Origin of the sequence: Microbacterium sp. ANT_H45B (genome assembly GCF_008369345.1) — a bacterium.
Taxonomy (GTDB): domain Bacteria; phylum Actinomycetota; class Actinomycetes; order Actinomycetales; family Microbacteriaceae; genus Microbacterium.
Genome location: NZ_VOBK01000002.1, coordinates 637,980 through 651,763 on the forward strand (window position 1 = coordinate 637,980; position 13,784 = coordinate 651,763).

A 13,784-nucleotide genomic window follows, 5' to 3' on the forward strand; every position below is an offset into this window, starting at 1 on the left:
GCCAGTCTACGAGCGCTCGGCTGAGCCGGAGCCGGATGCGCGCGAGTACGCATCGGCGATGGCGTCGAGCACCGCATCGATGTCGTCATCGTTCGACGTGCGCCCGAGGGAGAACCTGAGGACGCTGCGCGCGTCCTGTTCGCTGCGCCCCATCGCCATCACCACGTGCGACGGCTCCGCCACTCCCGCCTGGCAGGCGGATCCGGTCGACGCAGCGATGCCGGCCATGTCGAGCAGGAAGAGCAGGCTCTCGCCGACGGCGCCGGGAAAGAGGAGGTGCGCGTTGCCGGGGAGCCTCTCGTGGGGATCGCCCAGGAGCCGCGCCTGCGGCACGCGGTGCAGGATGCCGTCGATCAGACGATCCCGCAACGTCTGCAGTCGCGAATGCTCGGCCTCCCGCTCAGCCTCGGCGAGCTCCAGCGCGACGGCGAACGCAGCGGCACCGGCGACATCCTGGGTCCCCGCACGCAGACCACGCTGCTGCGCGCCTCCGCGCAGGATCGCGGCGAGACGGGCCGTCCGTGCCGCGACGAGCGCGCCCACTCCGGCCGGGGCGCCGATCTTGTGGCCGGCGACACTCATCGCGACGAGACCTGCGGCGTCGGGCGCGTCGCCGCGCAGCCCGCGGAACGAGAGCGGGACGTGCCCGAGCGCGGACACCGCATCGAGGTGCAGCGGGACCCGCGCCGCGGCCGCCGCGGCCGCCAGCGCGGCCGCGTCGTTGATCGTCCCCGCCTCGTTGTTGGCGATCAGCGCTGTGGCCAGTGCCGCGCCGGGCAGCCGAGCGGAGAAGACGCCCAGATCGATCGCGGCCGTGCGATCCACCGGGACGGCGCGCAGGGTCGCCCCCGCCGCGAGCAGCGCCTCGACCGTGTCCACGGTCGCATGGTGCTCGGCATCCGGCATCACGATGGCATCGGTGTCCACGGGGCGCGCATGCCAGAGCCCCTGCACCGCGAGGTTGATCGACTCGGTGCCCCCGGAGGTGAAGACGACCTCGATGGGATCGCAGCCGAGCACTGCCGCCGCACGCTCGCGCGACTCCTCGAGAAGTCGCCGCGCGTCCTGGCCCGCGCCGTGGGTGGACGACGCGTTGCCCACCGTCTCGCTCGCGGCCAGCCATGCGCTCCGCGCCTCGGGGCGCAGCGGTGTGGTCGCCGCGTGGTCGAGATAGTGCTGCATCCCTCCACTCTCCCGCATTTCTGGGGCTCCCGGCTCGCAGGCACCCCGGCGCACCCTGTCCTGGCACCATGGCCCGGACCTCTAAGGTGTACTCATGCCCGCGAACCGAGACTTCACCGTGCCCGGCGGTCCTGTACTCGACGACCTCGGCGTCCGCCTCCACGACGGCGTCGGCACGCTCCGCGTCTGGTCGCAGAACGCCTCGTCGATCGAGCTCGTCGTCTTCGACGCCACGGACCTCGACTGGGTGGTCGATCAGGCGACGCTCGAGCGACTCCCCGGCGGTGTGTGGGAGGTCACGACGGAGCTGCTGCAGCCGGGCACACGCTACGCGATCAGGGTCGGCGGCCCCCACGGCCCCGGGAACACGTTCAACCCCGAGACCCTGCTGCTCGACCCCTACGCCCGGGGTCTCGCCCAGGGAGACGGGTACGAGGAGTGGCGGTCGGTGGTCATCGTCGACGGATTCGACTGGGGGCAGTCGGCGAAGCCGCGCATCCCCCTCGATCGCACGGTGATCTACGAGGGACATCTCAAGGGACTCACCAAGCGGCAGCCCGATGTCCCGCCGGCCCTGCACGGCACCTACGCGGGTCTCGCCCACCCGGCGATGATCGAGTACTTCCACGAGCTGGGCATCACCTCGATCGAGCTGCTCCCGGTGCACGCCTTCGTGCCCGAGCCCCGTCTGCTCGAACGCGGCCTCACGAACTACTGGGGGTACAACACCCTCAACTTCTTCACCCCGCACAACGCCTATGCCACCGAGGATGCCCGCAAGGGCGGCCCCGAAGCCGTCCTCGCCGAGTTCAAGGGCATGGTCAGGCTGCTGCACGAGGCGGGCCTCGAGGTCATCCTCGACGTGGTCTACAACCACACGTCCGAGGAAGGACTCGGCGGACCCCGTTCGAGCTTCCGCGGCATCGACAACGCTGCGTACTACCGGCAGGACGCCTCGGGCGCCTACATCGACACCACCGGATGCGGCAACACGCTCGACACCTCGACCGACGCAGGCGCCCGACTGGTCCTCGACTCGCTGCGCTACTGGGCCGAGGAGATGCAGATCGACGGGTTCCGGTTCGACCTCGCGGCGGCGATCGCCCGTGACTCCGCGCACACGTACACCCCGGATCATCCGCTGCTCACCGCCATCGCGAACGATCCGATCCTGAAAGACACCAAGCTCATCGCCGAGCCGTGGGACGTGGGCATGGGCGGCTGGCAGACGGGGAACTTCCCCCGCGGCTGGATGGAGTGGAACGACCGCTACCGCGATCGCGTGCGGAACTTCTGGCTGAGCGACATCGACTACGCGCGCCGCGCCTCCGCCCCGGTCGGGGTCGGCGGGTTCGCGACCAGACTGGCCGGATCCTCGAACACCTTCGCAGACGAGCGCGGTCCGCTCGCCAGCATCAACTTCGTCACCGCGCACGACGGCTTCACCCTGCACGACCTCGTGTCCTACGACGTGAAGCACAACGAGGCCAACGGCGAGCACAATCGCGACGGCGCTGACATGAACCGCGCGTTCAACCACGGGATCGAGGGCCCGACCGACGATGCGACCATCCTCGCCGCTCGCCGCAAGGCCCTGCGGAACCTGCTGGGAACGCTGCTGCTGTCGGCGGGCATCCCTATGCTCACGGCCGGCGACGAGGTCGGACGCACACAGCGCGGCAACAACAACGCCTATGCGCAGGACTCCGCGATGACCTGGCTGAGCTGGGAACCGGAGCCGTGGCAGGACGACCTGCGCGCGCACGTCGCGCGGCTGATCCGACTGCGATCGGAGAATCCCGCCCTCCGGCCCAGCCGGTACGCGCGTCTGGGCGAGCACATCCCCAACGCCTCCGTCATGGACTGGTTCGACCAGAACGGCGAGACGATGGAGAGCGAGCAGTGGACCGACCCCGGCAACCGCACGCTGCAGTACGTCGCGGCGTCGACGCCCGATCGCGAAGAGGCGAACCGGATCCTGCTGATCGTGCACGGCACGGAGTCCCCGATCGACGTGCGACTGCCGGAAGACCTCGAGGATGCGACGCGCTTCGTGTCGTTGTGGTCGAGCGCCGACGAGCGTCCGAGCACCGTCGAGGAGACCTTCGCCCCCGGGCACATCCTGCCCATCCCCGGCACCTCGATGCGACTGTTCCGGGTGGAGTGACGTGCGGCGCGCCGGAGCCGTCGGCGCGCTACCCGCTGTGCGTCCGGGGCGGTACATTCGGGGAGTGGCCGCACGTACAAGCAGCATCCGTCCGAATGCTCTCCGGAGCCCGTCTCAGATCCCGTTGCGCCCCGTCGGCGCCATATCGGATGGCGAGGGCCTCCGCACGACCAGGATCCCGCTGCTGGATGCCCGCCCCCGCGTCCCCGAGGGATTCCCGCCCAAGGCCGTGGTCGGCGAGGTCGTGCCGTTCAGCGTGGTGTCGTTCCGCGAGGGCCACGACATCATCGGGGTGCACCTGCGTCTTACCGCGCCGGACGGCGACGAGAGTCTGCACCGTCTCACGCCGCTGCTCGACGGCACCGATCGGTGGGCCGCCGACGTCGCCATCGACGTGCAGGGCGACTGGTCCTTCCGCTTCGAGGGATTCGCCGACGACTTCGCGACCTGGGCCCACGCCGCCGAGCTCAAGGTTGCGGCAGGTGTGGATGTGCCGGTGATGGCTGCTCTGGGCGCCCAGCTGCTGTCCCGCGCCGCTGCGGAGAAGGACCGGCCCGCGGCGCAGCGCAAGAGGCTGGCCGGCGTCGCCGCCTCGCTCGCCGACGGAGACGCCGCGACGACCATCGCCGTGTCGACCGACCCGGAGCTCGCGCACATCTTCGCCGACCGGCCGCTGACCTCCCTGCGCTCCGTCTCTGCCCCGCACCGTCTGCTGGTCGAGCGCACCGCGGCGGGCGTGGGTGCCTGGTACGAGTTCTTCCCGCGCTCCGAGGGCGCGCGCCGGCTGAAGGACGGCTCGATCAAGAGCGGCACGTTCCGTACCGCAGCCAAGCGCCTGCCCGCGGTGGCGGCCATGGGCTTCGACGTGATCTACCTCGTTCCGGTGCACCCGATCGGCGTGACCAACCGCAAGGGACGGAACAACACGCTCACCACCGAGCCCGCCGACCCCGGCTCGCCGTATGCGATCGGCGCCGCAGAGGGTGGTCACGACGCCATCCACCCCGACCTGGGCAAGCCCGCCGACTTCCGGGCGTTCGTGCGTGCCGCTCGGGCGGAGGGGCTCGAGGTGGCCCTCGACCTGGCGCTGCAGGCCTCGCCCGACCACCCGTGGGTCGCAGAGCACCCGGAGTGGTTCACGACGCTGCCCGACGGCACGATCGCGTATGCGGAGAACCCTCCGAAGAAGTATCAGGACATCTACCCGCTCAACTTCGACAACGACCCTGAGGGCATCTACCGCGAGATGCTGCGGATCGTCCAGCACTGGGTGCGCGAGGGCGTGAAGATCTTCCGTGTCGACAATCCGCACACCAAGCCGTTGCAGTTCTGGGAGTGGCTGATCGCCACGGTGAACGCCGTGGATCCCGACGTCATCTTCCTCGCCGAGGCATTCACCCGCCCCGCCGTCATGCGGGCGCTGGCCGCCGTCGGGTTCCAGCAGAGCTACAGCTACTTCACGTGGCGGAACACGAAGGCGGAGCTCGAGGAGTTCCTCTCCAGCGTCTCGCACGACACCAGCGACTACATGCGGCCGAACCTGTTCGTCAACACCCACGACATCCTCACCGAGTACCTGCAGTTCGGCGGGAGGGCCGCCTACCGCATCCGCGCGTGCATCGCCGCGACGGCCTCCCCCGTGTACGGCGTGTACGCGGGGTACGAGCTCTTCGAGAACGTCGCCCGCCCGGGCTCCGAGGAGAACATCGACAACGAGAAATACGAGTACAAGGTCAGGGACTGGGAAGGTGCCGAGGCCGCGGGCGACTCACTGGCGCCCCTGCTGCGCCGGCTCAACGAGATCCGGGGTACCCACCCCGCGCTGCGTCAGCTGCGCAACCTCTCGGTGCACTGGAGCGACGACGATGCCGTGCTCGTCTACAGCAAGCATCTGGACGCCACGTTCACCGGGACCGGCTCCCCCGACACGATCCTCGTGATCGCCAACGTCGACCCGCACTCGGTGCGGGAGACCACCGTTCATCTCGACACCACCGTCTGGGGTGTCGAGCCTGGCGAGACCTTCGAGGTCGAGGATCTGCTCACCGGAGCTGTCTGGACCTGGGCCGATCACAACTACGTGCGCCTCGACGCCTTCGCCGAGCCGGTGCACATCCTGAAGGTGAGGAGCCGAGCATGAGCCACGCAGAAGATACGACGACGAGGTCGGAATGGACCGCGGTCGCGGCGGGGAGCCACCACGACCCGCACGCCGTCCTCGGCTCGCACCCGGCCACCGATGCGAGCGGACGCACCGTCACCGTCATCCGCGCGCGGCGGCCGCTGGCCGAGTCCGTCGCAGCGGTGTTCGAGGACGGCTCGCGCCTGCAGCTCGCCCACGTCGCAGAGGGCATCTGGGAGGCTCAGCATGCCGGGGCAGCTGTCGCCTACCGTCTCGCCACGGCCTATGCGGGAGGCGAGGAGACACTCGCCGGAGACCCGTACCGGCACGGACCCACGCTCGGAGAGCTCGATCTGCATCTGATCGCGGAGGGACGCCACGAACGGCTGTGGGACGCACTCGGCGCCCACCCGCGCGTGGTCGACGGAGAGTCCGGTGTGGCGTTCGCCGTCTGGGCTCCGAACGCGACCGCGGTGCGCGTCGTCGGCGACGTCAACGGCTGGAGCGGCGAGTCCCACGCGATGCGCTCGATGGGCGGAAGCGGGATCTGGGAGCTGTTCGTCCCCGACCTCGCTGCGGGCACGACCTACAAGTACGAGATCCGCACCAGAGACGGTTCCTGGATCTTCAAGGCGGACCCGATGGCGCAGGCCGCGCAGGTCCCGCCGGAGACCGCCTCGGTCATCACGCAGTCGACGTACGCCTGGTCGGACGGTGCGTGGATGACGAGGCGTGCGGCGACGCACGCGGTCGCTCAGCCGCTCTCGGTCTACGAGGTGCACCTGGGATCTTGGCGGGGCGGCCTCAGCTACCGTGATGCGGCGGATCCGCTGATCGAGCACGTGACGGAGACCGGCTTCACCCACGTCGAGTTCATGCCTCTGGCGGAGCATCCGTTCGGAGGTTCCTGGGGCTACCAGGTGAGCGGGTACTACGCCGCCACGAGCCGTTTCGGCAGCCCCGACGATCTGCGATACCTGATCGACCGCCTGCATCAGGCGGGCATCGGCGTGATCATGGACTGGGTTCCTGGGCACTTCCCCAAGGATGCCTTCGCACTCGCCCGGTTCGACGGACAGCCCCTGTACGAGCACCCGGATCCGCGCCGCGGCGAGCACCAGGACTGGGGCACGCTCATCTTCGACTACGGCCGCGCCGAGGTGCGGGGCTTCCTGGTCGCGAACGCACTGTTCTGGCTCAGCGAGTTCCATGTCGACGGGCTCCGTGTCGATGCCGTCGCATCGATGCTGTACCTCGACTACTCGCGCAACAACGGTGAATGGGAACCGAACATCCACGGCGGCAGGGAGAATCTCGAGGCCATCCGGTTCCTCCAGGAGGTCAACGCCACCGCATACCGCGTGCACCCCGGTGTGCTGATGATCGCGGAGGAGTCCACCAGCTTCCCCGGTGTCACCGCCCCGACCGATCACGCGGGCCTGGGGTTCGGTTTCAAGTGGAACATGGGCTGGATGAACGACTCGCTCCAGTACATCGAGCGCGATCCCATGTACCGGGCGCACCACGAGGGCGAGATGACCTTCTCGTTCGTCTACGCCTTCGGCGAGAACTATCTGCTGCCGATCAGCCACGACGAGGTCGTGCACGGCAAGGGCAGCCTCGTCTCGAAGATGCCGGGCGACCACTGGCACAAGCTCGCGAATGTGCGGGCGTACCTCGGGTACATGTGGGGGCACCCCGGCAAGAAGCTCCTCTTCATGGGTCAGGAGTTCGGGCAGCTCGGCGAATGGTCCGAGTCTCGCGAACTCGACTGGTGGCTGCTCGATCAGCCCTCGCACGCGCAGCTGCAGGGCTTCGTCGGCGAACTCAACCGCGCCTACCGCGCGCAGGCGCCGCTGTGGGAGCGCGACAGCGACGGATCCTCGTTCTCGCGGCTCGGGGCACCGAGCTGGGATCCGAACGTGATCGCGTTCGAGCGCCGCGACGCGCACGGCGGTCGGGTGGCCGTGATCAGCAACTTCGCCGGCCTGGAGCGCAGCGGATACCGCCTGACCCTCCCCGGAGCCGGGGTGTGGCAGGAGATCCTCAACACGGATGCTGCCGCCTACGGCGGACGGGGCTCGGGAAATCTCGGGATGGTCGTCGCTCATGACGACGGCGACGGCGTCGCGTCCGCGACCATGACGCTGCCCGCGCTGTCGACGATCTGGCTGCGCTACGAGGGAGAGCCGCACGTCCCGACGATCACCCACGGGTGACCGTCTGCGCCGCACGGACGCTGATCGGCAGATGCCGAGTGTCGCCCGCGCGGCGGACGCCTCAGAAAAGCAGTGACGTGAGCCTGTTGCGCGCCGTGACGACTCGGGGGTCGGTCACGCCGATGAGCCCGAAGAGCTCGACGAGGCGCTCGCGCACCGGCGTGCGCTCGTCCGACGGCAGCTGAGCGAAGAGGTCCAGCAGCCGACCGAAGGCATCGTCGACGTGTCCGCCGGCGAGATCGAGGTCGGCGACGTCGAACTGCGCCGCGATGTCCAGCGGATCCGCTGCCGCCGCGGCCCGTGCGTCCTGGAGGTCGAGCTTCTGGACGCGCTCCAGCAGACGCACCTGCCCCAGTCCCGCGATGGCATCCTCGTCGCGGGGGTTCTCCGCGAGCGCCTTCTCGTAGGCGACGATCGCGGCCGCGTAATCGCCCATCTCGATCGCGGCGAACGCCTCCGCGTGCAGCGGCGGCATCGGCGGCTCTTCGGGCACGTCAGGCTGCTCGGAGGGCGCTCCCACATCGAGCGAGCCGGTGACGCCGTTCTGGGCCGCGAGCTGCAGAAGCTGCGCGAACACCTCGCGCACCTGCTGCTCCGGCACCGCTCCGGTGAACATGGGGACCGGCTGACCCGCGATCAGCGCGACCACCATGGGGATCGACTGCGCACGGAACCCCTGAGCGAGCTGCGGGTTGGCATCGACATCGACCTTCGCGAGCAGCACCTTGCCGCCGAGCTCGCGCGTGACCTTCTCGATGATGGGGCTGAGCTGCTTGCAGGGTCCGCACCACTCCGCCCAGAGGTCGACGACCACCGGAACGGTGCGCGACAGCTCGAGGATCTGGCCGAACGACTCGTCCGTCGCGTCGACGACCACATCGGCCATGGGCGCCCCTGTCTGAGGCTGCGCGCCGGGCGCGGGAGCCGCGGGACGATTGCGGAGGGAGGAGAGGTCGACAGCATTTCGGAGAGCGGCGGGAGACATTTCGGTCACTTGATCACCTCGACGGAGAGAAGGTCCTGGCGCACGGCGAGAAGCCGGATCTGCTCAGAGGAACCCTGGGCGGGGACGGAGAAGAACAACTGGAATTCGTACTTGGTGGTGACGCCCTTGGCGGACTCGGTCACCCCGGTCAGCGCTTTCGCCTGGGCGTTGTCGCCGAAGCGGATGACCGCATCGGCAGAGGTCGGCGTCACCGACTCGGTGTCGATGAGCGAGACCGCGACGATCGCACCGCTGTCGAGCGTGGCCATCGACACCGGCGCGGGATCCGCGGGCACGATGTCGAACGAGGTCTGGCTGGTCTCGGCCGCGCCGTTGTCCGCCAGGTTCTGAACCACAGACTGTCGGCTGTCGCGGATCGACTGCGCGAGGTTCTGCGAGAGCTCGTCGAACTGTCCGTACGACGCACTCTGCTCGCCCTCGTCGACCGCATCCGCGAACATCGTCGCGAGGTCGGCGGGTCGGATGCTCAGGAATGCGGAGTCGTCGGGGATGAGCGACGTGCCGAGCCAGGCTGCGGCGACCTTCGGGAAGGCGGCGTCCGCCGACATCTCGGCCATGTTGTCGACCTTGTAGTTCGACCACGGGTCCTGCTGCGTCATCGTCAGGATGACCGGCGGGATCGTGTCGTCCCCGCTGCTCTTGGACAGCAGCAGCACGGTGCGCGGCCAGCGGTCGGTCGCCTCGGGGAGCACGACCTCGACCTCATCGGTCGGGATCGCCGCGGGAGGGGTGGTGTCGGGCAGAGCGGTGCGCAGCGCGTACTCGGTCGTGCGAGCAGTCAGCGCCGGTCCGTCGAGCCTCGTGGCCGCCAGATCGATGTCCATCGCGGCATCCGCGTCGGACAGCGTGGCCGAGACCTCCTGCAGGATGCGCTTCGCCTGCGCCTCGGTGACGGCCGGCGGCTTCTGGTTCTCCGGCGCGATGATCGTCGCGGTCGGCGACGGCGACGGGGTGCCCTCACCGAATTGCGGCCAGGACTCGGCCGAGCACCCGGTCGCGATGAGCGCGGTCAGAGCGATCGCCGGGATAGCCAGCAGACGTCGCCGGCGTGCCGGTGCGGATGCGCGTCGCTCCGAGGTGCGGACATCGCTGCCGGACGTGTCGCTGCCGGGCGTGGCCGACGCGTCCGCGGGCTTCCCATCCGGTGCCGGAGCGTCAGTCGCCGAGGTGTCCGGTGCCGGAGCGTCAGTCGCCGAGGTGTCCGGCGCCGAGGTGTCCGGCGCGGGCGCCGACGGCGTCTCCTCGATCGCCGCACGCTCCGCCGGCGGAAGCTGTGCGATGTCGATGGGCTCCGTGGGGGGAAGAGGGCCAGGGCCCTTGCGGCGCGGACCGCGACCGCGGCGCTGATGGCGGATCGCCAGGACGTAGAGGACGAGGCCGACGAGGAGCATCGCGGCTCCGGCGGAGAGCAGCGGCCCCGCGAGCGGCGTCGACGTGTCCAGCGGCCAGGAGACCGCGATGTCCTCGGGTGCGTCTGCGGTGCCGTCGCGCGCGATGATCACGCTCACGCCCTCCGGGAGCTGCATGTCGGCGATGAGCGAATCGGTGTCGGTGAAGGAGTCGAGCCAGAGGTCGGAGCCCACAGGGCTGCGTCCGGTCGTGGTCTCCGCCGCCGGAGCCTCCTCCGCGGGAGCCTCCTCGGTGGTCGGCGTCTCTTCTGCCGCGGGGGTCTCCTCGGTGGCGGGAGTCTCCTCCGTGGCAGCGGACTCCTCGGGTGCGGGAGTCTCCTCCACCGCAGGGGTCTCCTCCGGGGCCGGGGTCTCCCCCGCCGTGTCGCCTCCGTCATCCTCCGGCTCTGCGGCGTCGACGAACGCGACGTCGATGTCGCCGTCCGCGCCGACCGAGGCGTGGTTGTACGACGAACCGGCGAGCCACGCCTCCATGTCGGCGGTCCTGCCATACGCCGCGAAGATGTCGCCGTCACCACGGACGAGGAGGGTCTGAGCGCCCGGGTGCTCACGCAGGACGTCGCCGTCCAGCAGCACATACGGGGCGGGTTCTTCCACGGCGACCGCCGCCTCCTGGATCGACGGACCCATGAAGATGGTTCGCTGGGCTATGCCTGCAGCGATCAGTCCCGCGGCCAGCACGAAGGCCACGACGGCCCATACGAAACGCACGAATAGTCTCCTCACACGACGCGGGCGCACACCCGAGTCGCAACACTCGACGTTTCAGACTAGCGAAAGCTCCTGAGTGTTGCCCACGAGGGCATGCCTCACCCGGTCGCGCGGCACGTCGTGTCGGCGAGTCCCGGTGCGCTCGATAGCCTTGCAGCACCCGTATTCCCGAGGAGCCGCGATGAAGATCCACAACCCGTTCCGCACCGCCCTGGTGGCGACGCTTGGCGTGGGACTCGGCATCCTGCTGATCGGCAGCGTCGAGAGTCTGTCGACCGTGCTGCTCTACGTCGGCACCGCCCTCTTCCTGAGCCTGGGACTCGATCCGCTCGTCTCGTTCCTCGAGCGCAAGAAGCTGCCTCGCTGGGTCGCGGTGCTGATCACGATCCTCGGCGTCCTCAGCATCTTCGCCGGCATCATCCTGATCGTCATCCCGGTGCTGGTCGACCAGATCTCGCAGCTCATCGCCCAGATCACGGCCATCGTGCAGCGCGGCACCTTCCTCGAGGATCTGCGGCAGTGGATGGTCGACACCTTCCCGAACCTGAAGGTCGATGAGGTGTTCGCCTACGTCACGAACTGGCTCGAGACCAACCTCGCGCAGATCGGCGGATCCATCGGCCAGAGCGTTCTCGCGGCGAGCGGCGCCGTGGTCAGCGGGCTCTTCGGCGCGTTCATCGTCCTCATCCTGACGATCTATCTGACCGCCTCCACTCCGTCGCTGAAGCGCGCTGTCTACCAGCTCGCCCCCGCGTCGAAGCGGGAGCGCTTCATCGACCTGGCCGAGCAGATCACGGACTCCGTCGGCTACTACGTCATGGGGCAGGTCACGCAGGGGGTGATCAACGGCATCCTGAGCATGATCTTCCTCACGATCATCGATGCGCCGTTCCCGGCCGTGCTCGCCGTCGTCGCCTTCTTCTTCTCTCTGATCCCGCTCGTGGGAACACTCACGGGTTCGACGATCATCGTGCTCGTGTGCCTGATCCCGGGCCTCGGCTCACCGGCCACCGCGATCGCCGCGGCGGTCTACTACCTCATCTACATGCAGATCGAGGCGTACGTGATCTCGCCGCGCATCATGAGCCGGGCCGTCTCCGTGCCTGGCGCGGTCGTCGTGGTCGCGGCGCTCGCGGGTGGAAGCCTGCTGGGCCTTCTCGGCGCTCTGATCGCCATCCCGGTGGCAGCGAGCATCCTGATCCTCTACCGCCAGGTGCTGATCCCGCGGATGAACGAGCTCTAGGCCGACGGCCACTCGGTCGGCAGCGGAAGCGCCGTCGGATTCACCGCTGCGACGATCTCCGTCAGCACGCGGCGCGTCTGGCTCTCCCCCACCCACAGGTGCTTGCCGCCCTCGACCGCGATCAGTGTCGCGTGCGGGATGGAGGCGAAGCGCTCCCGGGCCTCGGGCGGGCGGAGGTAGTCGTCGAGCTCAGGCACGAGGACGACCACGTCGACGTCCGAATCCGCCCACGCCGCGACCTCTGCGGCTGTCGCACGGTGCAGCGGAGGCGAGAGGAGGATGATGCCCTCCACGTCGTGCTGGCGCCCGTACTTGAGCGCGAGCTCCGTGCCGAACGACCAACCGAGCAACCAGGGACGAGGCAAGCCGCGTTCGCGCACGAAGTCCATCGCGGCGGCCACGTCGAACTGCTCCGCCGCTCCCCCGTCGAACGCCCCGTCGCTGGTGCCTCGCGGCGAGGTGGTGCCCCGGGTGTTGAAGCGCAGCACGGCGAGGTCCGCCAGTGCCGGGAGACGTGCCGCCGCCTTGCGGATGATGTGGGAGTCCATGAAGCCACCGGCGGTGGGCAGCGGATGCAGCGTGACGAGCGTCGCCACCGGGCCCGACGACGATTCCGGCATCGCCAGCTCGCCGACGAGGCTCAGCCCGTCGGCCGTCTCCAGGACGATGTCCTCGCGTCGAGCCGGAAGCTCGAGCGGTCCACGAATCTCGATGCTCATGCGATCCTCCAACAGTGTGTGTGCCAGTGTCGCCGGGAGGCGAGATCTGCCGCGTCGCCCAGTACGCCATCGGCGCGCCAGACGACCAGGTGGGCCGTGCCCGGCGCGACGGTGCGTCCGCACCCCGGGCAGATGTACTCCTTGAGCGCCTGTGCCGCCGACACCGGCTGCACCGTCCACTGCGCGCCGCGGCGCACCTCGGAGCGCTTCCAGGAGGCGAGCAGGCGGTCGAGCGAATCCTCAGCGTCCGGGCGCGACGGACGGCGTCTGCGGGAGCGGGCCATGACGGCCGCTCACCACCAGTGGTTGTTCGTCCAGAACGCGTGCGCGCCGGCCCAGCTGCCGTACCGACCGGTCGCGTATCCCGTCGCCCACCGAAGGTTGTCGACAGGGTCGTAGCCGTTGCCCGGCACCTTGCTGCACGGGAGAGCCTGGACGAGACCGCAGGCACCCGACGACTTGTTCGTCGCGTTCGGGTTCCACCCGCTCTCTCGCGAGACGATGTAGTCGACGTAGCCCCAGTCGGACTCGGCGATTCCGGCCGCAGCCATCCACTCCGCAGGAGCGCCGCCGCCGGTGTAGAAGAGCGGTCCGCCGCCTCCCGAGCCCGAGCCGGAGTCACCGGAGGAGGCGGTCGAGGGGGTGGGCGTCGGGGTCGGCTTCGGTGTGACGTACACCGAGAAGGTGCCGCGCTGGATCGGAGCGATCTCGGCGCCCTCGACCGTCACGGTGAGGTTCTGCGTCTCGGTGAGCGCCGCTGCGTATGCGGATTCCGGCCCCTCGGCCAGGGGCTGCTCAGCCAGCGCCACGCCCGTCGGAGCGACCATGGCGGCGGCGAAACCCACGACCGCCAGAGCGCTGAAGAACCCGACCACACTACGTCGACGACTGCCCGAGCGCGCCGAGAGAGTCGCTGATGCAGGCATCGGCGAGACGTCGTCGCGGAGGGGGGTCATGTCGTTTCGGGAGTTCACGATAGAGGGGAGTCTACCCGGTGCGCTCCGAA

10 protein-coding genes are annotated in these 13,784 nt (G+C 69.3%); 4 read left to right on the forward strand and 6 right to left on the reverse strand.

Translation table 11 applies throughout. The annotated features are described in order from the left end of the window. Positions 1 to 6 precede the first annotated feature (6 nt). A complete protein-coding gene (locus FQ142_RS09555; RefSeq protein ID WP_149423108.1) occupies positions 7 to 1,182 on the reverse strand; it encodes a cysteine desulfurase family protein in 1,176 nt (391 codons plus the stop codon). Positions 1,183 to 1,276: 94 nt separating this feature from the next. Between FQ142_RS09555 and glgX the strand changes: the two genes are divergently transcribed. The 3 genes from glgX (at position 1,277) to glgB (ending at position 7,690) form a co-directional block, all read left to right on the forward strand. Further along, the gene (gene glgX / locus FQ142_RS09560; RefSeq protein WP_056417231.1) at positions 1,277 to 3,349 is read left to right on the forward strand and encodes a glycogen debranching protein GlgX; all 2,073 of its coding nucleotides are present in this window, start codon (positions 1,277 to 1,279) and stop codon (positions 3,347 to 3,349) included. 64 nt (positions 3,350 to 3,413) lie between these two features. Continuing rightward, positions 3,414 to 5,489, forward strand: coding sequence for an alpha-1,4-glucan--maltose-1-phosphate maltosyltransferase (locus FQ142_RS09565; protein ID WP_149423109.1), 2,076 nt, complete (start codon positions 3,414 to 3,416; stop codon positions 5,487 to 5,489). After that, positions 5,486 to 7,690 (forward strand): 1,4-alpha-glucan branching protein GlgB, encoded by a 2,205-nt coding sequence (gene glgB, locus FQ142_RS09570; RefSeq protein ID WP_149423110.1) that lies wholly within the window; start codon positions 5,486 to 5,488, stop codon positions 7,688 to 7,690. The genes FQ142_RS09565 and glgB overlap by 4 nt, the downstream gene beginning before the upstream one ends. A gap of 61 nt (positions 7,691 to 7,751) precedes the next feature. On the opposite strand, the gene FQ142_RS09575 is transcribed toward glgB, so the two are convergent. Further along, positions 7,752 to 8,675: a tetratricopeptide repeat protein gene (locus FQ142_RS09575; protein ID WP_149423505.1), complete on the reverse strand. Its 924-nt coding sequence runs from the start codon at positions 8,673 to 8,675 to the stop codon at positions 7,752 to 7,754. Positions 8,676 to 8,680: 5 nt separating this feature from the next. Further along, the gene (locus FQ142_RS17480) at positions 8,681 to 10,816 is read right to left on the reverse strand and encodes a glycosyl transferase (RefSeq protein ID WP_188042361.1); all 2,136 of its coding nucleotides are present in this window, start codon (positions 10,814 to 10,816) and stop codon (positions 8,681 to 8,683) included. Positions 10,817 to 10,997: 181 nt separating this feature from the next. Here FQ142_RS17480 and FQ142_RS09585 point away from each other — a divergent pair, with 181 nt between their 5' ends. Next, complete coding sequence (locus tag FQ142_RS09585; protein ID WP_149423111.1) at positions 10,998 to 12,059, forward strand: AI-2E family transporter; 1,062 nt, start codon at positions 10,998 to 11,000, stop codon at positions 12,057 to 12,059. Here the strand turns inward: FQ142_RS09585 and FQ142_RS09590 are convergent. Genes FQ142_RS09590 through FQ142_RS09600 form a run of 3 tightly spaced genes read right to left on the reverse strand, consistent with a single transcriptional unit; the run spans position 12,056 to position 13,734 of the window. Beyond that, positions 12,056 to 12,778 carry an alpha/beta hydrolase gene (locus FQ142_RS09590; RefSeq protein WP_188042362.1) on the reverse strand — a complete coding sequence of 241 codons (723 nt, stop codon included), beginning with the start codon at positions 12,776 to 12,778 and terminating at the stop codon, positions 12,056 to 12,058. The genes FQ142_RS09585 and FQ142_RS09590 overlap by 4 nt on opposite strands. Beyond that, on the reverse strand, positions 12,775 to 13,062 hold the full coding sequence (locus tag FQ142_RS09595; RefSeq protein WP_149423112.1) for a hypothetical protein: 288 nt from the start codon (positions 13,060 to 13,062) through the stop codon (positions 12,775 to 12,777). The genes FQ142_RS09590 and FQ142_RS09595 overlap by 4 nt, the downstream gene beginning before the upstream one ends. 9 nt (positions 13,063 to 13,071) lie before the next feature. Beyond that, complete coding sequence (locus tag FQ142_RS09600) at positions 13,072 to 13,734, reverse strand: lytic transglycosylase domain-containing protein (protein ID WP_262492113.1); 663 nt, start codon at positions 13,732 to 13,734, stop codon at positions 13,072 to 13,074. Between the last annotated feature and the right edge of the window lie 50 nt (positions 13,735 to 13,784).